General features: G+C 57.7%; 18 protein-coding genes and 1 pseudogene. 9 read left to right on the forward strand and 10 right to left on the reverse strand.

The genetic code is table 11. The features are described from left to right. Window positions 1–127: 127 nt before the first annotated feature. The 3 genes from LQ231_RS23600 to LQ231_RS23610 all read right to left on the reverse strand — a co-directional run bounded on the left by LQ231_RS23600 (window position 128) and on the right by LQ231_RS23610 (window position 2,752). A complete protein-coding gene (locus LQ231_RS23600; RefSeq protein WP_230174378.1) occupies window positions 128–499 on the reverse strand; it encodes a VOC family protein in 372 nt (123 codons plus the stop codon). A gap of 52 nt (window positions 500–551) precedes the next feature. Then, window positions 552–1,427: a PhzF family phenazine biosynthesis protein gene (locus tag LQ231_RS23605; protein ID WP_230174379.1), complete on the reverse strand. Its 876-nt coding sequence runs from the start codon at window positions 1,425–1,427 to the stop codon at window positions 552–554. 101 nt (window positions 1,428–1,528) lie between these two features. Next, window positions 1,529–2,752: an epoxide hydrolase gene (locus LQ231_RS23610; protein WP_230174381.1), complete on the reverse strand. Its 1,224-nt coding sequence runs from the start codon at window positions 2,750–2,752 to the stop codon at window positions 1,529–1,531. Between the two features lie 297 nt (window positions 2,753–3,049). Here LQ231_RS23610 and LQ231_RS23615 point away from each other — a divergent pair, with 297 nt between their 5' ends. Further along, window positions 3,050–3,406 (forward strand): metalloregulator ArsR/SmtB family transcription factor, encoded by a 357-nt coding sequence (locus LQ231_RS23615; protein ID WP_230174383.1) that lies wholly within the window; start codon window positions 3,050–3,052, stop codon window positions 3,404–3,406. Continuing rightward, window positions 3,390–3,893, forward strand: coding sequence for an SRPBCC family protein (locus LQ231_RS23620; RefSeq protein ID WP_230174384.1), 504 nt, complete (start codon window positions 3,390–3,392; stop codon window positions 3,891–3,893). The genes LQ231_RS23615 and LQ231_RS23620 overlap by 17 nt, the downstream gene beginning before the upstream one ends. 247 nt (window positions 3,894–4,140) lie before the next feature. On the opposite strand, the gene LQ231_RS23625 is transcribed toward LQ231_RS23620, so the two are convergent. The 4 genes and pseudogenes from LQ231_RS23625 to LQ231_RS23640 form a co-directional block, all read right to left on the reverse strand. After that, window positions 4,141–4,722: a hemerythrin domain-containing protein gene (locus LQ231_RS23625; protein ID WP_230174386.1), complete on the reverse strand. Its 582-nt coding sequence runs from the start codon at window positions 4,720–4,722 to the stop codon at window positions 4,141–4,143. A 247-nt stretch (window positions 4,723–4,969) separates the two neighbouring features. Next, window positions 4,970–5,237 (reverse strand): annotated as a pseudogene (locus tag LQ231_RS23630) (transposase); the annotation flags it as partial. Between the two features lie 305 nt (window positions 5,238–5,542). Next, window positions 5,543–5,917 (reverse strand): response regulator, encoded by a 375-nt coding sequence (locus tag LQ231_RS23635; RefSeq protein ID WP_230174388.1) that lies wholly within the window; start codon window positions 5,915–5,917, stop codon window positions 5,543–5,545. Then, window positions 5,914–6,900, reverse strand: a complete 987-nt coding sequence (locus LQ231_RS23640; RefSeq protein ID WP_230174391.1) for a PAS domain-containing protein — start codon at window positions 6,898–6,900, stop codon at window positions 5,914–5,916. The genes LQ231_RS23635 and LQ231_RS23640 overlap by 4 nt, the downstream gene beginning before the upstream one ends. A gap of 322 nt (window positions 6,901–7,222) precedes the next feature. Between LQ231_RS23640 and LQ231_RS23645 the strand changes: the two genes are divergently transcribed. Continuing rightward, window positions 7,223–10,369 carry a response regulator gene (locus LQ231_RS23645; protein ID WP_230175051.1) on the forward strand — a complete coding sequence of 1,049 codons (3,147 nt, stop codon included), beginning with the start codon at window positions 7,223–7,225 and terminating at the stop codon, window positions 10,367–10,369. A 400-nt stretch (window positions 10,370–10,769) separates the two neighbouring features. Here LQ231_RS23645 and LQ231_RS23650 read toward each other — a convergent pair whose 3' ends face one another. Further along, the gene (locus LQ231_RS23650) at window positions 10,770–11,636 is read right to left on the reverse strand and encodes a transglutaminase-like domain-containing protein (protein ID WP_230174393.1); all 867 of its coding nucleotides are present in this window, start codon (window positions 11,634–11,636) and stop codon (window positions 10,770–10,772) included. Between the two features lie 250 nt (window positions 11,637–11,886). Here LQ231_RS23650 and LQ231_RS23655 point away from each other — a divergent pair, with 250 nt between their 5' ends. Further along, window positions 11,887–12,294 (forward strand): GFA family protein, encoded by a 408-nt coding sequence (locus LQ231_RS23655; RefSeq protein WP_290371385.1) that lies wholly within the window; start codon window positions 11,887–11,889, stop codon window positions 12,292–12,294. A 133-nt stretch (window positions 12,295–12,427) separates the two neighbouring features. On the opposite strand, the gene LQ231_RS23660 is transcribed toward LQ231_RS23655, so the two are convergent. Further along, window positions 12,428–12,718, reverse strand: a complete 291-nt coding sequence (locus LQ231_RS23660; protein ID WP_230174397.1) for a hypothetical protein — start codon at window positions 12,716–12,718, stop codon at window positions 12,428–12,430. A 30-nt stretch (window positions 12,719–12,748) separates the two neighbouring features. Between LQ231_RS23660 and LQ231_RS23665 the strand changes: the two genes are divergently transcribed. The 5 genes from LQ231_RS23665 (at window position 12,749) to LQ231_RS23685 (ending at window position 18,262) form a co-directional block, all read left to right on the forward strand. Beyond that, complete coding sequence (locus LQ231_RS23665) at window positions 12,749–14,128, forward strand: transposase (protein ID WP_230174399.1); 1,380 nt, start codon at window positions 12,749–12,751, stop codon at window positions 14,126–14,128. Between the two features lie 236 nt (window positions 14,129–14,364). Next, window positions 14,365–14,769 (forward strand): VOC family protein, encoded by a 405-nt coding sequence (locus LQ231_RS23670; RefSeq protein ID WP_230174401.1) that lies wholly within the window; start codon window positions 14,365–14,367, stop codon window positions 14,767–14,769. 887 nt (window positions 14,770–15,656) lie between these two features. Next, a complete protein-coding gene (locus LQ231_RS23675) occupies window positions 15,657–17,045 on the forward strand; it encodes a tetratricopeptide repeat protein (protein WP_230174403.1) in 1,389 nt (462 codons plus the stop codon). A gap of 8 nt (window positions 17,046–17,053) precedes the next feature. Next, window positions 17,054–17,695 carry a hypothetical protein gene (locus tag LQ231_RS23680; RefSeq protein WP_230174405.1) on the forward strand — a complete coding sequence of 214 codons (642 nt, stop codon included), beginning with the start codon at window positions 17,054–17,056 and terminating at the stop codon, window positions 17,693–17,695. Between the two features lie 27 nt (window positions 17,696–17,722). Then, entirely contained in the window at window positions 17,723–18,262 is a 540-nt protein-coding gene (locus LQ231_RS23685; protein WP_230174407.1) for a hypothetical protein, read from the forward strand. Between the two features lie 660 nt (window positions 18,263–18,922). Here the strand turns inward: LQ231_RS23685 and LQ231_RS23690 are convergent. Beyond that, on the reverse strand, window positions 18,923–19,831 hold the full coding sequence (locus LQ231_RS23690) for an AraC family transcriptional regulator (protein ID WP_230174409.1): 909 nt from the start codon (window positions 19,829–19,831) through the stop codon (window positions 18,923–18,925). Window positions 19,832–20,003 lie beyond the last annotated feature (172 nt).

Genomic DNA, 20,003 nt, shown 5'->3' on the forward strand with positions numbered 1-20,003 from the left:
TGTCCGGATACGATGTTTTTACAAAACGAGTTGCGAGAAAATAAAACATATACAATATGTTATGCCATATCATTTGGTCTTATATATTCCGATGTATGGCAGACACCGGATCTGACGGGGACAAGGGCTACATCAGACCAAGGGAGAAGTCCGACGGCTGCCAGAGTTCGATCGGGTTTCCCTCGGGATCGTGGATTCGCGCGAACACCCCGACCTCGCTGTTCCATTCGGGGTTCTCGATGGCGGTGATCCCCACAGCACGAAGCTGTTCAAGCATCGCAGCAAGATCATTCACACGGAAGCAAAGCATCCACTGCTGGTCCGGGCTGCCGAAATAGTCAGTGTCGGCTCTGAACGGTGTAAAGATGGTCTGGCCACGCTCCTGCACCCAGGTCCGGTTATCGATGTCGACGCCAAGGACGTCCTCGTACCATCTGGCCAGCACCTTCGGGTCCTTGGCGCGAAAGAAGACACCACCGATGCCAACGACTTTCTGCATTGCAAATTCCTCACTTGATCGCGTCTTTAGTTCACGGCAGTTGCTTCCCGGATCACAGGGAAAGTTGTCCCTGCATCACGACGACGCCCGAGCCGCTCAATTCCGCGTCCGGAGCCATTCTCACCCTCAAAATGCTTGGTCGTCCCATTAGCCTGCCCTGCTCGACCGCCAACAGCTTCCTGACCGACAGCATCCCATGATGGTCCAGATAGGCGCACAGGGGCCCGGCAGCCGTGCCGGTAGCAGCATCTTCCCAAAGTCCCACCGTCGGGTTGAAGAACCTCGCGTAGGCCACTTCGAGCGCACCTTCGTCGAAGGCGTAAAGGTAGCAGCCCTCGGCCCCGCTGTCGCGGAGGCAGGGCAGCAGCGCCCGGGCGTCTGGCCTAGCCGCGTCGACGACATCGCGCGAGAGCGCCCTGACCATCAGATGGCTCGCTCCGGTGTCGGCCACCCGCGCCCCGGGATGCTGCAGTAGATCTGCGGCTCCAAGGTCAAGCGCCACTGCCAGGGCCGATAGATCATCAATCCTTCTGCCAAGGGTCAGGGCCGCCTGCCGCATCGCGCCGTGGATGCGGCCGTCCTGCTGCCAGACGCGGATCGGCAGGACATGGTCCCCGATTTCCTGCTGGAAGATTACTGGCTGGTCCAGCTCCCCAAGCTGGCCGCTAGAGCCCAACCAGATCCAGGCACCTAGGGCGTTGTGCCCGGCGCCAAAGACCTCGGATCCGGCGGCCGTGAAGGACCGCAATTTGCGCGTCGCCCGGTCGCTGGGGAAGATGAACGTGGTTTCGGCCTGGTTGAACTCGGCCGCCAGCCTTCGCATCGCCTCGTCCGCCAGACCGTTCGCCGCATCGACCACAGCAAGAGGATTTCCCTGCAGAGGCGATTCGGCGAAAACGTCCACAAGGGCACAGGTATAGTTGTTCATTCAGGTCTCCATATGACCTTGGGTCGATCAAGCCGGGGACATCGGCCCCGTGACGCAAACTGGCCGGTCGGACAGCAGTCCACCGGCCAGGAACCCGCCGGTCAGCCGTGTAGCAGCGCGTCAAAGTCCCGCAAGTCCTGGACGTAGAATGCGGGGTCCTCCCAGGCGGCAAAGTGACCGGCGGTTTCCATGTCGTGGAACTGAACGACATTCCCGCCGGTCTGCCGGTCTGCCCATTCGCGCGGCATCCGTACCATGCCGGGGATCGGGGCTTCGGTCGCGACAGCAACCGGGACCTTGGTGTCCGTTCCGGTGGTTGTCGGCGGCTGCATGGCGTTCACATTGTAGATCCGGAAGGACGAGGCCGCCGTGCCCGTCAGCCAGTAGATCATGATGTTGGTCAAAAGCGCGTCGCGGCCAAAGCGGCTGTCAGCCTCGTCACCGACCCCCATCCCCGCCATGAAGCTGAGGATCCAGGCGGCAAGCCCGACGGGCGAGTCGGTTATGCCAAAGGCCAGGCTTTGCGGTTTCGAGGACTGCACCATGTTGAAAGCGCCGTGCTGGAAGAACCATTGTCGCAAAGCCCCCGCATAGGCCTGCTCGGGTCCACTGAGTGCCACGAAGTCGGTGGTGTGGTCGGGATAGCCGACATCGGTGACATGATAGCCCAGCAGTTTCTCCGCATGGCGCTGCGACAGGGACATGGCGATGATCGATCCCATGTCGCCCCCCGCGGCGATGAATTTCGGATACCCCAGAGCCTCGGTCATCAGCTTTGCGGCAAGGTCGGCGACAGTGTCAAATCGCAGCGCGGTCCTGCCTGAAAAGCCGGTGCCCGGAATCGAAGGAACGACGACGTGAAATTCTTCAGACAGGCGGTCGATGACCTTGTGGTAGCGGAAAAAGGAATCTGGCCAGCCGTGCAACAGCAGAAGCGGCGTCGCATCCTTCCGGGTTGAGGGTTTGTGGACAAAATGCAGGTCAATCCCGTCGATCAACGCCTTGTAATTCGGCAGTGCATTCAGCACGGCCTCGGCCTTGCCCCAGTCGTAGCCGTCCAGCCAGTAGTCCGTCAGCCGCTGCATGTAGTCAAGGTTGGTGCCCAACATCCAGCCCGCGCCGTCAGGCTCGTCTGGCCAGCGTGTCAACCGAAGGCGCGCTTTGAGCTCCTCGATGTCCGCCGCGGGGAAGGCAATTTTAAATGGTGTTGGCATGATCATGGCAGTCGTCTCCTGTGCGAAGGCGTCATGAGCCACAACACCGCCAAGAAGCGTTGAAGCGGCAAGAGTGCTGGCAAACTGACAGCGTTCATCTGGTCGGTCCATGCTGGGTTCCGATGAAACCAACCTAGACCAAGTGGCCGCCGGACGATTGTACAAAAGCGCAAATTTCCGTGCCGGTCCCTCCGTTGTAGGTCGCGCGACGTTGCTATGGCGGGCGAGATGCGCAGGCTGTGGCGCTGTTGACGACCGCATCGCGCCGAAATGGGTCTGCCGCTCAGCGCCAAGGGCCGTCGTCGGAATTACGCCACCTGCGGACATGCGGAATGACCCCAGCCACGCCGTGGGCAGTAGACGTTTGCGACACTTGCACCTCTGCTCGCAGACCATATACTGAACCGTATGGTTCAGTATTCAAATGCCCCTCTCGACCTATCGTTTGCGGCGTTGTCCGATGCGACACGCCGGGGGATCATCGGTCAGCTTGTGCGAGGGGACGCGTCGATCACCAGTCTTGCGGACAGGTTCCAGATGACGCTGACCGGAATAAAGAAGCACGTACAGGTTCTCGAGCGGGCGGGGCTCGTGGTGACACAGAAAGTGGGACGGGTGAGGACCTGCCAGCTCGGGAAACGCGGTCTCAAGGCGGAGGCCGAGTGGATCGAGACGCATCGCATGCTCTTCGAGGCCCGCTTTGACGCATTGGAAGAGATCATCATGCAAATGCAGCAGGAGGAAAACGATGAGCCAGCAAGGTAGCAACGCAGATGGTACGCAGAACCGCACATCGCTCGAGCGCAGAGGCGATCGCGAACTCGTCGTTACACAGACATTCAATGCGCCACTGAGCATAGTTTTCCGGGCATGGAGCGAGCCCGAGCTATTTCGGCGCTGGTGGATGCCAAAATCGGTATCCGGCGTTTCCCTCACATCATGCGATATGGATGTCCGCACCGGCGGAAAATATCGGCTGGAATTCACCACCAGCGACTTAAACACGATGGCTTTCTACGGCAAGTATCTCGAAGTTGTGCCGAACGAGCGCATCGTCTGGACCAATGACGAGGGCGAAGAGGGTGCGGTCACGACCGTGAATTTCGAAGATCAGGCAGGCAAGACGCTGATGCATTTCAACGAAGTCTATCCCTCGAGAGAGGCGCTTGAAGAAGCACTACAGGGATCGGCGGCCGCATTGCCGGAGCAGCTGGAGCAGCTCGACAAGTTGCTTTCGAGCAAAGGCCAATAGCGGGGTAAAGCCCGCCTCGAGGGAGCGCCTGATCTTGGGACGCGACACCAGGGCTTTCGGCCGGCGCGGGGAGGAAAGCGGCCATTCGCACCGGCTAGTATGATGGCATGCTTCGGGCCCAACAGTCGGCATGGCTGTCACGCGGACGAAACGTACGGCCAGCAGACTGCATGTCTCGTCAACGACGGCTTATTTGAATGAGCCATTATTTCTGTACTTCAAGGCCCAGCCCCCCAAAAGGGCGGCGTCAGATCAATCCGAGGTAATACCCGATGGCCTCCTCCAATTCGGTTTCCTCATAGCCGAAATGGGAGCGTACGACCTCTTCCAGTTTTCGGAATGTGTTGCCCGCCTGAATAAAATTTTTCTCCGACGGGGCTTCTGCCAATGTTTCAGCCGCACGACTCAGGCGGATAATCAACTCATGGACGACCTCGTGCTCCGCCTTTAGCTTTGCCACAATCTCGCGAAACCTGCCGCCACCCGCTGCCTCAATCCGGGGGAACATGTCGGCGCTTTCAATGTCGTGGTGAAACTTGAGCACTTGGCATTCACGGCCGCAAAGCGATCCGAACGCTCGAAAATTCTCAGCCATATCGAGTGAAAGCACGAGCTGCTTTAGCTGCTCCGGCGGAGCTTCTCGCGCTTCGATCCTCGCGAGGACCCCGCCGATTTGACCCATTTCTCTGAGATGATGGCTGTGGATTGCGGCTAGTTGTCGGCCTTGCTGACGGTGCATGTCTGTCGCCTCGGGAACCGGCGGGGCTTTGGGTCGCGCAGCCTCATCGACACTCAGTTCATCCAGCAGTTGGGTCGAAAGATCAGTCATGGAACATGATATTGGCGTATTATGAACCAAGTCAACGACGTCTGCTCTGGGCCGAGGCTGTGTGAAAACTCCAGCTTGACCGTCGGGATTTTGCCAGCGAGCGGGATCGGTGGATTTTGCGCTTATCGTAGGCTGGGAGGCGTCAGAGACGGCCCTGGTGGGTAAGTGGACGGGTTTTGGGGCAGAAGAAGGCGTATTGAGCAGCTCCGTCAAGCTGTTATGGCTCTTAAAAGTGCTTTTGCGCCAAGCGCCCGGCTTCACGTTCAAGGCGTCGGCTTGAGGGAATGCGGTTCAGGTAGCCGTAGATAAAAAAGCTTCAGCAACACCGAAGGGTGATAACAGGGGCGTCCAGTTTGCGCAGGCGACATGCGGCCGAAGCCAGCACCCACCAAGTCCATGGCGTCAACGAAAGCGTCGATCACTCGAACGGGGTGATCTTCGTCGATCCAGTCCTCAAGACGATCTGGAAAGAGTGTACCCTGATCACGGCTGATGCCCTCGATATAGCCTGCCACTGCCACCTCCGATCAACGAAGATGATTCTACATCAGAACCCTTTTTTTACACAGCCTCCACCCGTCACTGACACGGGAGTTATGCAAACAGACCGGCAGCTTTCCACTATTCGGCGTTTCGGCTTGAATGGCCGCCTTGAAGGCGCAAAGGTGCCACGCCAGAATGCTCACCTCATCTTCCGCTTACCGCTCGTCAAGCGTGTATACGTCAGCAGAAAGTCAAAGCGTAAGCTGACATCCACGCAAGCGAGCCAGCAGCGACCGGATGCTCCTAATTCCGCGCCTGGTCATTTTGACGAGCCCGCTCACAGGCCTCGCACGACCTCGACTAGCTTCATCAGATCGGTCGGCTTTCCGAGGTTCGTCGCGTGGGCAAGGCAGTCATGCCGTGCAAGCTCGGCAGGGTCGCTGGCGCTTGCCAAGATAAAAGGGATCCCGATCGACTTTAACAGAAGCGCGACGGGCGTAACCTTCTCCCCACCCAGCGTCACGTCCAGTACGGCAGCGTCAGGCCGCTGATCATTCAACAGGGTCAAGGCTTGCCTCACGGATGCGGCAGGACCAATGACATCGAACCCGCCCTCCCGCAGGGCATCCTCCAGCTCGATCGCAAGCCAGACTTCGTCTTCAACGACCAGGATTCGTTTTGCGGGCTGGTTGTCGATTAACAGGTCGGTCATGCTGACTCGCTTGGAAAAACTAACACCACCGCCAAACCGTGCGAATGGTAAGATAGTTCCGCCGAGCCGCCCAGATGAGTAGCCATTCGGACAATAAGCTCGGAGCCGAACCCCCTGTGTTGAGGAGGTGAAACCATGGGGCCACCCTCTTCGCGCCACTCATAGCGTACCTGGCTTGCCCCATCGGGCGCAGGCTCCATGGACCAGCGCGCATGAACTTTCCCTTCAGGCACGGACAGTGCGCCGTATTTCATGGAGTTTGTCGCAAGCTCATGAAAAATCATGCTGAGAGAGACGATACGATGCCCCGCAATAACAACGGTCGGGCCGACGCAGGTCAACTGTGGCACGGCTGTCTCCCCCACCGCCTGCAAGGCCAGTGTTTCCAGGTCCACGGCCTCGGAAGAGGCGGCGACCTCCTGGGCACGCAGGGTTCCTTGCAACCTGTTGAGAAATCGGTCGCGATATTCGGCCGCTGTGAGGTCGTCGACTTTGATCCGCATGGCTAGGGAACGAACGACAGCGAAGAGGTTCCTCATTCGATGTCGGGTTTCCGAGAGGATCATGTCCTTCTCCAAGTCATGGCGCTGCCGCTCGGTCACGTCGTCGAAAAGAACGAGCATGCTGGTGCTATTATCGTCGGGATGAACCAGGCGACGCGCATCAACGAGGAAGGTCCGCTCGCCGATATTCGCAAACTCATGTTTGACCTCGTAGCCGACGACAGCGTTTGCCTTGGGGACGACTGAGGCAATGAGCTCGCGAAGATCTTTAATATCCCATTGGCCATTTCCAAGATCAAAAAACGCTCGGCCAGAAACATCGTCCCTCTCCACCTGAAAGGTTCTCAGGAAAGCGTTGTTGGCCGTGGAAACGCACAGGTTTTGATCGAGAACCACAATGGGCTGGGTCATCGTGTCAACGACACCCTGGGCCTGGATGTGTCCCGATCTCAACAAGCGGTAAAGGTCCTCTAGCATCATCTGTTTGCCCTTAGACGCATGACTTAAATCCGGACCACCAGCCGAGGCAATCGGTGATCGGCGGAGCGATGAGGGCGCGTCAGGGCATCGGCCGTGTGAGCACTCCCGGTGCCCCATTTGCGTACTCACTAATCGTGCAGGAGAATTCGGGGAACTATCAAAAGTTCCACAACCGAAAAAGCGTTCCAAGATTTTGCATGCTGCAGCGGAACCAAATTGGTGCAGAAAAGTTTACTCGCATCGAAATGCGGGCATTTGGGGAAATGGCGTGAATCTGGCAGCACCGAATTTGCATCAGGACATCTTCATCGGTGACAGCGAGATGGCGCAGATGATGCGGCAACATAACTGGGGTCAGACTTCGCTCGGACCGCCAGAACGGTGGCCTGAGGCGCTCAAGGTAGCCATCCGGCTTCTTTTGACTTCGAAATTCGAGATGTGGCTCGGTTGGGGCCCAGACATCGCGTTCTTCTATAACGACGCCTATCGCCCCACCCTGGGCAATAAGCATCCCAACGCACTTGCCGTGCCGACACATGTCCTCTGGGCGGAGATCTGGGATGATATTAAGGACCGGCTTGCAACGGTCTACGGAACCGGCCAGGCAACATGGGACCGGGCCTTACTTCTTTTCCTGGAGCGAGGCGGATATCCCGAGGAAACCTACCACACCTTCTCTTACAGCCCACTGATCGGCGACACCGGCAAAGTCGAAGGGGTCTTCTGTGCCGTCACTGAGGAAACTGAGCGGGTGATCAGTGAACGGCGCATGGGCACAATGCGCACACTTGCCTCCGGTCTGGCAGCCGCAGATACCAAGCGAGAAGTGCTCGATGCGTCGCATCAAGCTCTGAGAGACAATCTCTACGACCTGCCATTCAGTGCGCTTTACCTTTTCGACGAAGAAGGCAAGGCCGGGCGGCAATGGACCTCGGGCACCGAGGATAGTCTTACTTTTTTTCCACCTGTTATTGATACGACACACAGCATCTGGAACCTGAAAGATGTTGAGGCCTGTCAGGCGCTGGAACTCGTTGACCTCTCCGGAACGCCTGATGTGCCCCGAGGTGTATGGCAGAATGCGCCTGTGCAGGCGGCAATCATTCCTCTTGCGGGGCAAGGGAACGGCAAGGCAACCGGCGTATTGTTTACCGGTCTCAACCCCCATCGGGCAGTGACCGACGAGTATCTCGACTTCCTCAAGCTGATTGCCGGCCAGATCACCTCTCGTCTTGCCAGCGCAGAAGCCTTTGAGACCGAGCGGCGAAGAGCAGCAGCCCTCGCGGAAGCTGCAGAGCTGCGAGATCAGGCGGCCGCCGCCCTGGAGCAGATCAATCGTCAGCTCTCCTCCGAGGTGGAACTGCGCACGGCCGAGCGGGACCGGATGCGCGCTCTGTTTCAGCAAGCTCCGAGCTTCATGTGCATTCTGAGCGGTCCCGACCATAAGTTCGAACTGGTCAACGACGCCTATCTCCAACTCGTCGGGAAGCGCGAACTGGTGGGGTCGACCGTGCGCGAGGCACTTCCCGAGGTCGAGGGCCAAGGGTTCTTCGAATTGCTGGACAGCGTGTTCCAGTCAGGAAAGCCCTATATCGGGCGCAACGTGCAGGTTACTCTCCAGCGGGAGGGCTCGACCGAGCCCGACGAGCGGTCCCTCAATCTCATCTATCAACCGATCCTCGATCAGGCAGACCAGGTCACGGGCATCTTCGTCGATGGCTTCGATGTCACCCATCAGCGGCGTGCGGAGGAGCAACTGCATAGCCTCAACCACACGCTCGAACAAAGGGTGGAGCAGCGCACGAAAGAGCTGAGGACAGCGCTTCTCAAGCTGGAAAGCGAGACGGTCGAGCGAGAGAGTGCACAGCTTGCCCTCAGACAGGCTCAGAAGATGGAAGCACTCGGCAATCTGACGGGCGGCGTCGCACACGACTTCAACAATCTTCTTCAGGTCGTGGGTGGCAATCTGCAATTGATTTCCAAGGATATAGAAGGAAACGAGCGGGCCGAACAGCGTCTGCAGAATGCCTTGTCCGGGGTTGCGCGCGGCGCGAAACTCGCCTCGCAGCTCCTCGCCTTCGGCAGGCGCCAACCGCTTGAGCCGAAGGTCGTCAACGTGCGCAGACTTATCCAGAACATGGATGACATGCTCCGTCGCGCACTCGGCGAGGAGATCGAACTGGAATCGGTCGTTTCGGGAGGATTGTGGAACACACTGATCGATCCCAGCCAGCTCGAGAACGCCATATTGAACCTGGCGATCAATGGGCGCGATGCTATGGACGGCCGCGGACGACTGACGATCGAAGCGGCAAACTCGGTCTTGGACGACGACTATGCCCGGATGCATGATGACGTTGGGCCCGGCCAATATGTCATGGTAGCGGTGACAGATACCGGATCTGGGATCCCTGCCGAGATCATCGAGCATGTGTTGGAGCCGTTTTTCACGACGAAGTCCGACGGCAAAGGCAGCGGTCTGGGGCTCTCGATGGTTTACGGTTTCCTGAAACAGTCAGGTGGCCACCTGAAGATCTACAGTGAACCAGGGCATGGGACGACGATGCGACTTTACATGCCTCGCACCATGCAGGTCGAGGACAGCCTGACCGATCTCAGTTCACATCCGGTGAAAGGTGGAAGTGAGACAGTCCTGGTCGTGGAAGACGATGACGGCGTTCGCGATACTTCGGTCGCGCTTCTGGCCGATCTTGGATATCGCGTGTTAAAGGCACAGGATGCGCACTCGGCGTTCGCGATCGTCAACAGCGGCGTGCAGATCGACCTCCTATTCACAGACGTCGTTATGCCGGGTCCGATGCGCAGCACCGAGCTTGCCCGGAAGGCCAAGGCACTCTTCCCGCACATGGCGATCCTCTTTACGTCGGGCTACACTGAGAATTCAATCGTGCATGGCGGAAAATTGGACGCCGGTGTCGAGCTGTTGTCGAAGCCGTATACGCGTGAGGCACTGGCACGCAAAGTCCGCCATGTCCTCGGCAACGCACAGCAGCATCGGGTTGCGGTGGAGCGCCTGGGGCGTCACGAGCAGTCGCGGACAGCCATCTCATCGGCACCGGCAACCGCACCCGAGCATAACGGCAAGCAAAGGACACGCACACGCATACTGGTCGTGGAAGACGAACCGCTCATTCTGATGTCAAACGTGGATATGGTGGAAGAGCTCGGACATGACGTCGAGGAGGCTGGATCTGCAGAAGAAGCGCTGGAGATCATGGATGAAGGACACATCGACATCTTGTTGACCGATGTAGGCCTTCCCCGAATGACCGGGATGGATTTAGCCCGGACCGTCCGAGAGAGATGGCCGAATGTGAAAATCATATTCGCCAGCGGCGACAATACAGCCCAAACGACGTCAGGCATCGATGACGCCTTGCAACTTTCCAAACCCTTCACGCTCGATGCGCTGAAAACCGTGTTGTTGCAGGCGCAGGAAAAGTGCTGATGGATCTCTGATGCTGCAGGTTTACGCCGGGAGTACTTTACTTCTGGCGTGTAGTCGCATGTCGCAAATATGCGACTACACGCCAGCTATCGCGGCTTACTCACCAAGCGTGTGGTGCAGCTTTGGAGCCAATATCCACAGACTGTTCCACCACTTCGGAGATCGAAGATACCGCGTTACAGTTGTGGCAATCACCAGAGCGGAAAGTCTGCTTTCAGCCTTCCCGCCGACAATAGGAACGGCCGAGATGAGGGCGCGAAGCTGCGCCGTGGAGTTCGGCCAGCCATGTCTCCTTCGGGCCGACGGCCGTCATGGCGCAGAAGCGCCAACAGCGGTCATTGGTATTTGCGGTCGCGTAGTACCCGAGCGTGCTGAACTTCAGCCGACGAGCTTTGAGTACCTAATGCGCGACCGAAACCGTCTCATGAACCTGCCTGACAGCATTGAAGACCTCTCCAGGCATGCCGAACCCTGGATCGCCATAGAGCAAACGGAGCTCTTCCCTATGACGGTCGGGGTCGAGCAGGACCTCCGCCAGATGATCGAAGCGTCGCAGTTCTTCGGTGCTGATCTCCGCGTCTGGGGATGGCATCGCACCCCAGTCGTCCCACGGCAGCATCTCGACCTTGTTCAGGCTGGCGAGGTCACGGATCATATTTGAGGCGATGAACCAGAAGCCGCCTTCATCGAAGATGCCAAAGCGATTGGGGTCGTCCTCGCCACGCCGGCAGAGTTGCCAGGCCTGGGCGGCCAGCAAGAACTCACCCGACGGCAAGTCGAGAGTGTCGAAGACCAGCCCCAGTTCTGCACGCTGAAAGTCATCGATCTGAAAATCGACCATCCGCCAGCGATCACCATTCCAGACCTCCACCACCCAGTGGTCGATCGCCTTGTCGGGAGCAAAATAAGTGCCGAAACCGCACCGCGACCTGGCCGGGCGGCCGTTCGCTCGCAAGGCCGACACCGCGAGCAGCGAGAAATGGCTGCAGACACCAACCGCGCGACCCGCAGCAGGACGTGGTGAATTGCCCCCCGCAAGGATGCCGTCCAGTACGGCGTCCACCGATCTCCTTTGCGAGAGTTCACGGCGCTCCGGGGTCAGCTCTTCACCATATCTCGACGCCCAGTGTTCGTGAAGCATTCTTCCCTGAATCCAGGCGGCTAGGTCGGCGATGTCCGTTGGAGCGCCTGCCAGCCCGACCTTATTCCTCTTTGCCGTGGAATGCGGGCCCGGCTCTCGGAAGTAGTCAAGCGTAACCATGTCCATGAGTATCCTCCAAGGCCGGATGATCCGGCGAGGGCGCATTGGTGTCAAGCGCACGGCGAACGCCCGCTTCGGGCCGACCCCGGTCTTGCCACAGAAGCGCCAGTAGGGGACGTGGCTTTCACGCATTGAACGACTTCAAGACGAGTGAGAGCAAGGCTGATTCTGGAGAGACCATATTGCTCCTTAGATCCACCTTTGGCTAAATGACGCTCCCGCTTGAACGAAGAAGCGCGGTGGTTGGGGGCGTGGCATGTGTAAGCGATATTTGGGGAGCTGCCACTGCGGTGCTGTGGCATTCGAGGCTAGTGTGGACCTCTCTCGAGGTACAACGAAATGCAACTGTTCAATATGCACCAAACTACGGAACTGGACCGTGCAGGTGGAGCCGAGCGCGTTTTATCTGGCAGGTGGCGCATCGGACTTAAGCGTCTACCGCGGCAACAATCCAGTAGCGCATCACTTTTTCTGTTCCCACTGTGGTGTCCACCCATTCGCGCGCGTCGACATGCCCAACATGAGCGGCATGACCTACTACAACGTCAATGTCGCGTGCCTTGATGGTGTGGATGTCGACGTGCTGGTGACAGCTCCGATGTCGTTCAGAGATGGCCGAAACGACAACTGGGGCAGCGAGCCCTCAGAGACGCGCCATCTTTGAGAGCTTTGACGCACTGCCATCCCGTCATCAGCGGATTCCGGTAAGGTAGTAAGTCGCTTGTCCAAAAGGCGTCATAGCGCCGATATCGTTGAAAAACACCCTCGATGTGAGGTGGCTCAACGTTGGCGAGATATCAAGTAATGAGTTGCAGAAGTAGCGAAGGCGAACTCAGGAAGCCGCCAACAACGAGGCCAACGAATCCAAGAGCAACCGCTCCGACAACGCCATGGTTCTCCCAACCAATCAAGGCTCCCACCGCAGTCGCTGCGACGATGATCGACACTGACCATACGATCTTGATGAGCGAGACTATGCGCCGCATGGCTGTGGCTTTTTCTTGCGTCATGGCAAAACCAGTTCGTTTCGAAGCCTTTGTTGATTGAATATAATATCGAATTCTCTTTTCACGGTAGGCATGATTCAATCGTCTCATTGATTTGGGGAGGATTGAGCGATGATGGGATGTCAGGCAGCTCCAGCGCAGCTCTTCTACGACTTCAGCCTTGATGATCACGTTCCTACCGACCACCTGCTGCGCGGTATCGACCGTCATCTCGAACTCGACAGTGTGCGAGCACAGTTGAAGCCCTTTTACAGCAATACCGGCCGCCCCTCGATTGATCCTGAGCTGATGATGCGGATGCTAATCATCGGCTACTCCATGGGTATACGGTCTGAACGGCGGCTATGTGAGGAGGTCCATCTCAACCTCGCCTATCGCTGGTTCTGCCACCTTGGACTGGATGGCAAAGTTCCGGATCACTCCACTTTCTCGAAGAATCGTCATGGCCGGTTCCGGCAAAGCGACATCCTGCGTCTTATGTTCGAGACGGTGGTGGAACGCTGTCTTGCCCAGGGACTGGTTGGTGCGGAAGGATTTGCGGTTGATGCCAGCCTGATCGCGGCCGACGCCAACAAGCAGCGGTCGGTGCCCGGTTCGGAATGGGAGGCCAAAGAAGATGCTGGCCGCTCGGTACAGGAATATCTGGCCGTTCTCGACGATGCTGCTTTCGGCGCGGCCTCACCAGTGACGCCGAAGTTTATCTCCCCGTCCGATCCGGCCGCCCAATGGACCGGTGCCCACAAAGGCCATGCCTTCTTCGCCTATGCCACCAATTATCTGATCGATACCGATCACGGCGTCATTGTGGATGTGGAGGCGACACGGGCAATCCGTCAGGCGGAGGTTGGGGCATCCCGTACGATGCTCGACAGGACCGAGAACCGCTTCGGCTTGCGGCCCGACTACCTCGCGGCCGACAGTGCCTACGGCTCTGCCGACAACCTCGCCTGGCTGGTCAAAGAGAAGGAGATCGCACCGCACATTCCGGTCTTCGATAAGTCAAAGCGGACGGACGGCACCTTCTCGCGTTCCGACTTCACCTGGGACGCTGAGAAAGAGCAGTACCTTTGCCCTGCAGGAAAGGAACTGAAGCAATTCCACCGCACCTATGACCCACCCAGATCGGGAATCACGGCCGAGGGGACCCGGCTTTACCGTGCCAGCAAGAAGGATTGTAATCAGTGTGAACTGAAGCCTCGATGCTGCCCGAAAATGCCTATGCGCAAAGTACCGCGCGATCTCAACGAGGATGCGCGCGATGTAGCCAGAGCGATTGCCAAGACACCTGAATATGAGCAGTCACGGCATCGTCGAAAGAAGGTCGAAATGCTCTTCGCTCACCTCAAACGCATTTTGCGGATGGCACGGTTGCGGCTTCGAGGACCATGTGGCGCGAGAGACGAATTCCTGCTCGCGGCAACGGCACAGAACTTGAGGAGGCTGGCCAAACTCAGGCCTCAGATGCCGCCATGCGGTGCCATTGCCGCCTGAGGGCGGCATCGACCTGTACCCTGCCGCCAAGGCGCGGGGCAGATCGCAGCATAGTTCAGCGTCCGAAAGACCAAGGAAGCATCCTAGCGGATAATCCGTCGAGTTTTTCAACGAAATCCGCCAGAAGCAGACAAACTAGATTCAAGCTCGTTCGAGAAAAGGGGTGAGGCCTCGATGGTGTTTGGTTAAGGATTTCTATATCTTAGGGTCACGCGGACGTTCTTTGGGGGACATTCATGCCAACGCTTGCCCTGCACCATGTGTCGATCATTACCGCTGATCTGCAGAAGTCACTTCCGTTTTACTGCGAGGTATTCGGTCTTTCTGAAATTCCTCGACCGGACTTTCCGGTCGGGGGAGCATGGCTCGCCTGCGGCAGCCTGCAGGTCCACCTCGTCGTATATCCCGAAGGCACGTTCCGCCAACGACCTGTTGTCGATCGTAACGACTGGCACTTTGCCTTCCGGACCGATAATTTTGACGCCACTCTCGAACGCCTCACGGCCCTTGGCTTCCGCGAGGACCTGCCCGAAGATGATCCCAAGTACCTGCTGGTTTCCCGCACTGGCCTGGCCGGCTTCGCACAGCTCTATCTCCGTGACCCCGACTTAAATGTCGTCGAGATCAATGGAGCAGCTTGAAAGCTCTACCTGCGATACCGTCAAAGAGTATATGACTGCTTCTCTAATCGCTTTCTGATCTTTGACGGCCTGATCGTTCACGCGTGTCACGCTTCTCTTCGCAGTCTGTTGGCTCCGTTTCGTTTGGAGCCGCTGCACGTATGCATGGGATCACGGTCTGGAGAGACTTGCTTTGGGACGCGCTCGAAGCGCAGCAGTCATAGTCGGCTTCATCCACCCCGTCGTCCGCATGGGACTAACCGGCCAGGATCGGAATCTTTGGCTGTCTTACTTCATGCTGCAGCCTCCGATCCGAACCGGAATTCAGTGCCATCGATCCACATCCGGTGGAGCAAGACGGCAATTTTGCGGGCAACAGCGACGATGGCTCGCCGCCTCCCTTTGCTTTTCATCAGTCGCACACCCCATGCTTTTAACTTGCTCCAGGCGATCGAGCGCATGAGCATCGCATTGGCGGCCGCTTAGAGCGTTGCCCGAACATCGGCGTCACCGGCTTGTGAGATGCGACCTGGATTATCCTTCTCGCCGGATTGGCAGTAATCCGTCCGGCATCGAAAGTGTGTTCGCTAGTAATATTTTTGATTGAGACGATTTTGGTGGCTTTACCCGTCACGGAATATAGCACCAGTGCAGGGTTCGGCGCAGACATCGAAATTCATAATTTGTGCTTCGTCTGCTCGCAATACAACAACCGGTGCTCGCACAGTCAGACGGAGCAGCTGGCAGCTAGTTTTTCAGACGCATTATTGACCAAATTGAGTAGGAATCGCAGTATAAATACACTTAAGTACATTTAGTCGACTGCGTCTTATTTGCACTATTGTTTGGCTATCCGTGTCGCGTTTCAAGGCGAACGGATGCACACCAGCGCGTTGAGGGGGCAATTGATGAGTTGGTACAAACTCGCTGGTGGCGTTTTCTTCTGCTGCATGTGCCTGGCGATTTTGGCCAGCCAAGCTGGTTGGTTCTTGACCACCGAACAACTAAACGCCGATTGCGCTGCCTTGACTGCGCATCCCGACGAAGGGCTTCAAGGGTTCACTCCCCTAACATCTGAAAAGATAGATGCGAACCTGGCGATCCCCGCGTGCCGAAAGGCCGTTGACCGGGACCGCTCACCACGCTCGATATTCGGTCTGGGAAGGGCGCTTTTTGCCGGAGGGAAACACACCGAGAGTGTACCCATGTTCGAAGCCGCGCTCGCGGCCGGCTACCGCCCCGATCTTGCTTACAATGGGCTTGCTTCGGCATGGTACGGTAATGGGAAGAATGACGCCAACCTCGCCAAGGCGGCGGATTTTGCAAGGAAAGCGATTGTGGCGGGATACGTTCCTGCGAACTACACACTTGGATTTGCGATCGGACAGCCAGGCACGCCGACCTACGATTTCGACGGGGCCATTCGGGCTCTCGAAAAGTCGGCGCTGCATCCTCTGACTGCGCGTGCTTCTTATTCCCGCATCGTCGATATGTTTTCGGACGACGCCTATGGCAAGAAGGACCTCGGTAGAGCGCATGCGTATGCGCTGCAGTGGCTGGCGCTCAACGATGCCTACGCGCTCCATGTGCTCGGTACAATCTATGCGGACCAGGCTTTTTCGGCAGCAGACCCGGTGAAGGCGTTCAACTTCTTCAAGAATGCAGCCGAACGGCAGGTCGTTGAATCCTACTCACTCCTGGGCAGCGCCTACTATTTCGGGAGGGGAACTCAGGGTGATTACAAGGAAGCGCTGAAATGGCTGAGACAGGCGGCTGATGTGGGTCACGCATGGTCCAGCTATGTCGTTGGCCACATGTACTTCAACGGCCATGGAACGGCGAAGGATGCTGCGCTGTCACAAACCTATACCGCAAAGGCCGTGTCACTCGGGAGCGCTGACGCAAAGAAGTTCAACGATGAGACGCTCGCTCCGCTACTGGCCGCCTTGAGGTCTATGCCAAAGACCGAGGCGCAGGCCTGCCTCAAGGGTAGGCGTTCGTCCTATGACGACACCCAATTCGAAATTTACAGTGATTGCGACACTGGCCTTAACGTCCTGATATGCAAGAATTTTGCATTGACTGATTTCATATCGATTTTTACCGAGAAGGACGCGACCCGGTGCGAGGTCAAGCAGATAGCCGGTCGGTCATTTGTTGATTCCATGTATCTCGCCGACAGCGATGACGCACTCGGATGGCAGCTGATATCCGGATCCAAAATACAGTGGAGCGCATGCCATGTGCCCCTGTCGCCCAAAGTCGTGAACAACAACCAGATACGGTGCGAGTGGTGAGGGGAAACATGCGGCAAATGATTTGCGGAATGGCAGCGTCATTGGTGCTGTTGGTCCTAAGCTCCTGCACATTTCAGTCAGACACAGTCCTGTGGGCGACCGGCATTAACAGCGACGAAGTCGAGGGCCTAAGTTCTGTCAGGATCTCAAAGCTCAGCGGCCTCGATCCACAAAAGGGAACTTGGCAGGTACTGGCCGAAATCGTTCCACATCGCGACGTCGATGGATTGTCCTTCCTTATCCAAAAACCTGGTGAAGCACCCGAAGAAACCAAAAAGCGGGCGGTAGCGGGCACCGATTACTCGGTCCTCTTTTTCAAGAAACTCGGCCCTGGTCGGTACGTAGTGAGGCACGCTGCCATCAAGTCAGGCAAGACGGAACAGACGGGGATCGGGTTCCTTAGCGCCGGCGGCGACCGTTTTTTCCTCCTCACCGGTATCAAGGATGAAGCGCTGCGGTCGCGAACAATGTTTGCCGACGGGAACCTCGCGGGAGTGGCGGGTGACATCATCGCAGGTGGGGATGGAACGAAGGCGAATAGCCTTCAGGTGACCACCTGGGAACAGGCTAAGAGAATTTCAAACACCTTCCACGAACAAAGGGAAATGTTCGACGCAAAGGGTGACTATGCGCAATTCATGATCGAATAGCATTGCAAACGGGTGGAGGGGTAAGGCATGAGCGGAGAGGCAACGCCGTCGGATCCGGGACCGGATGGGGTCGCGGTGGACAACTCTTGGATAGGCGAGCTGCTGGTCGCAGCCATCGTCATCTATTTCGCCAGATCGGCAGTCCCCATGCTTGATTATTATGAACGGCTTGGGGTAGGGGCACGGATGTGGGAGACCGCCGACGGCCTTCTGGAGGCCGGCCTCGCATTGGTTCTTTCGTGGAATGGCAAAGCGCTGGGATTCCTGACCGTCGCCATACCTTTGCTGATCTACCTGACGCGAAACCGCAAGGGCTTCGAGGTGGCGGGTCTGGGGTTCGTGGCACTTGGCCCTCTCGGATGGTATGTCGGCAGTTCGTTCGCCGAGGCATATGCCAGGCAAGCGGCCTGCAATTCACAATCATTCCTTGGACTCGGCTGCATGCTCGACGGCGAGCCGTTCCTGAGCTTCTTGCTCTTCTCCCTGATCGTCGTGTGCAGTGGCGCAATCACCGCACTGATGCTTGTGGGGCTAGCATTGGAAAAACTGTCTGGTGGAGTGACTTAGGGCTGCTAGGCAACGACGGAGTTTGGGGTGTGCGAGACCGTTGCGGCGATGCCGAGCAAGACCGCCTGGGTAACCGTGCCACGTATAGCGACGATAGAGGCGGCCAACATGGTCTTGGAATGGCCCAGCTCTAGCCCGTGGAGCGCACCCGGCAGAATGGCGCTCGGGGCGGTTCCTGAACAACACCGCAAATATGGCACATCGCGATGCCGGCGGAGGAGCCGTCCACAGCATCAAAAGCGGTCATCACGTCCGCAGCCGTATCTCTCGTGGTCACTTTCCAAGCCGTTTTGCGAGACAGTCTGTCAGCAACTTCACACGGGCGGGTGGATCAGCATCCGGCCCGACGAGATAAAGCCGAATTCACGAGTGTCTCTCTTACCAGAAGGCCCGACGACACCCGTTGCCCGCCGGCCTTTGCTGACACTGGCGACATCGCGATCATGGCGAAGCTCGGAATTGTCATCGCCCTGGCGGCGCCTGTTCATAAGCCAGTCGGCGGCTGCATTCCAATGTCCAGGAGAGCGGTCACAGACCAGGTTAGATCAAATTCCTTTTCCGCAGAGAAAACCGCAGCTCTCCTGCCTTTCCGCAACGCGATCAGGAGGAGACGATATTCATCGGGATTAGGAAAGATGTATGCCGCATGCAGCATGTGAACTACCGTCGGCAGAAATTTTCCCTTCTGTACTCACCAGGCGACTGGCCAAGCTGCCGTCGGAAAGCCCTCGCGAATGCGGCCTGGGAGGAGAAGCGGCAGGCGAACGCAATTTCGGCAAGCGGCATGTCCGAAGTTGAAAGCAAAGACAAGGCTCGATTGATCCTGCACGCGCCGATGTAACCGTTCGGGCTCTCACCTGTGGCTGCTCTGAACGCCCTTGCAAAATGATGGCGGCTCAGGCATGCAACCGCCGCGATTTCCGTCACGGTCAAATCGGTTTCCAGGTTGTCCTCTATGTATTCCCGGACCCTTCTCAACCGTCGTTGGTCCAGGGCTCCAACGGGACTGCCGATCCGGCTCGCGGTGGCATGGTGGTCGGTGTAGCGCCCACATATATGGGTCAAGAGCACGCTGGCTAGATGTTCCATCAACATCCCGCCGCCCGCGGTTTCTTCCCGGAGTTCGGCGAGGATGCGGAAACAAATCTGGCGGACAAACTCGTCTTCGAGACCCGCCTGATAGAGGCTTTCGTCAAAAGCTACGGGCCGCGAAGCCAGTGAGGATAGCGCGTTGATCTGCTCGTCGGGTATGTACACGTGCAGAACTTCGGGGATCGCCTCGGTTATCCTGATCTCGTCTTCTTCCACTCCCTTCGGGCAGAGCCAGATCGTTCCCGATCGGCTGGGAGTAACCTGGAAATCGCCGTTTCCCCTGCGCGCGACCGTGCCGTCGCGGGTTCCTCGGACCGCAAATGTGATCTCTGTTTTTGACGAGCAGATATCGGGGATTTCACCTGCTGGATGCGCTCGCAACTCGGCCGCCAATCCAGCCCATCCTCGCCCACGGGAGGATGCGAGCAGTCCAGCATCAGGGAATTTCTGTAATCCATGCTCATGCAAAGAGTTCATCACAGCCGCCTCCATGGAGATTTCGCCCCTGCGATGTTGTAAAGCCTCGCACCGCGCGGAATCAAGCGGAACAGCACGTAGGATCAAAACGAAGGCACTGCGGGGCAAGACGCCTGACAGGAACGCGTAGATCATGGCGGACGAAATGACAGATTTTTCGTGGTGGCGGCGC

It is taken from the genome of Rhizobium sp. CECT 9324 (genome assembly GCF_918741265.1).
Lineage (GTDB): Bacteria > Pseudomonadota > Alphaproteobacteria > Rhizobiales > Rhizobiaceae > Allorhizobium.

Coding starts and splice junctions, on each gene's coding strand:
- LQ231_RS23615 (WP_230174383.1), top strand. CDS start 3,050: ATGGTTCAGTATTCAAATGCCCCTCTCGACCTATCGTTTGCGGCGTTG.
- LQ231_RS23670 (WP_230174401.1), top strand. CDS start 14,365: ATGCCAACGCTTGCCCTGCACCATGTGTCGATCATTACCGCTGATCTG.
- LQ231_RS23650 (WP_230174393.1), bottom strand. CDS start 11,636: ATGGACATGGTTACGCTTGACTACTTCCGAGAGCCGGGCCCGCATTCC.
- LQ231_RS23600 (WP_230174378.1), bottom strand. CDS start 499: ATGCAGAAAGTCGTTGGCATCGGTGGTGTCTTCTTTCGCGCCAAGGAC.
- LQ231_RS23675 (WP_230174403.1), top strand. CDS start 15,657: ATGAGTTGGTACAAACTCGCTGGTGGCGTTTTCTTCTGCTGCATGTGC.
- LQ231_RS23620 (WP_230174384.1), top strand. CDS start 3,390: ATGAGCCAGCAAGGTAGCAACGCAGATGGTACGCAGAACCGCACATCG.
- LQ231_RS23635 (WP_230174388.1), bottom strand. CDS start 5,917: ATGACCGACCTGTTAATCGACAACCAGCCCGCAAAACGAATCCTGGTC.
- LQ231_RS23640 (WP_230174391.1), bottom strand. CDS start 6,900: ATGATGCTAGAGGACCTTTACCGCTTGTTGAGATCGGGACACATCCAG.
- LQ231_RS23690 (WP_230174409.1), bottom strand. CDS start 19,831: ATGAACTCTTTGCATGAGCATGGATTACAGAAATTCCCTGATGCTGGA.
- LQ231_RS23655 (WP_290371385.1), top strand. CDS start 11,887: ATGTGTAAGCGATATTTGGGGAGCTGCCACTGCGGTGCTGTGGCATTC.
- LQ231_RS23605 (WP_230174379.1), bottom strand. CDS start 1,427: ATGAACAACTATACCTGTGCCCTTGTGGACGTTTTCGCCGAATCGCCT.
- LQ231_RS23625 (WP_230174386.1), bottom strand. CDS start 4,722: ATGACTGATCTTTCGACCCAACTGCTGGATGAACTGAGTGTCGATGAG.
- LQ231_RS23610 (WP_230174381.1), bottom strand. CDS start 2,752: ATGGACCGACCAGATGAACGCTGTCAGTTTGCCAGCACTCTTGCCGCT.
- LQ231_RS23685 (WP_230174407.1), top strand. CDS start 17,723: ATGAGCGGAGAGGCAACGCCGTCGGATCCGGGACCGGATGGGGTCGCG.
- LQ231_RS23645 (WP_230175051.1), top strand. CDS start 7,223: ATGGCGCAGATGATGCGGCAACATAACTGGGGTCAGACTTCGCTCGGA.
- LQ231_RS23680 (WP_230174405.1), top strand. CDS start 17,054: ATGCGGCAAATGATTTGCGGAATGGCAGCGTCATTGGTGCTGTTGGTC.
- LQ231_RS23665 (WP_230174399.1), top strand. CDS start 12,749: ATGATGGGATGTCAGGCAGCTCCAGCGCAGCTCTTCTACGACTTCAGC.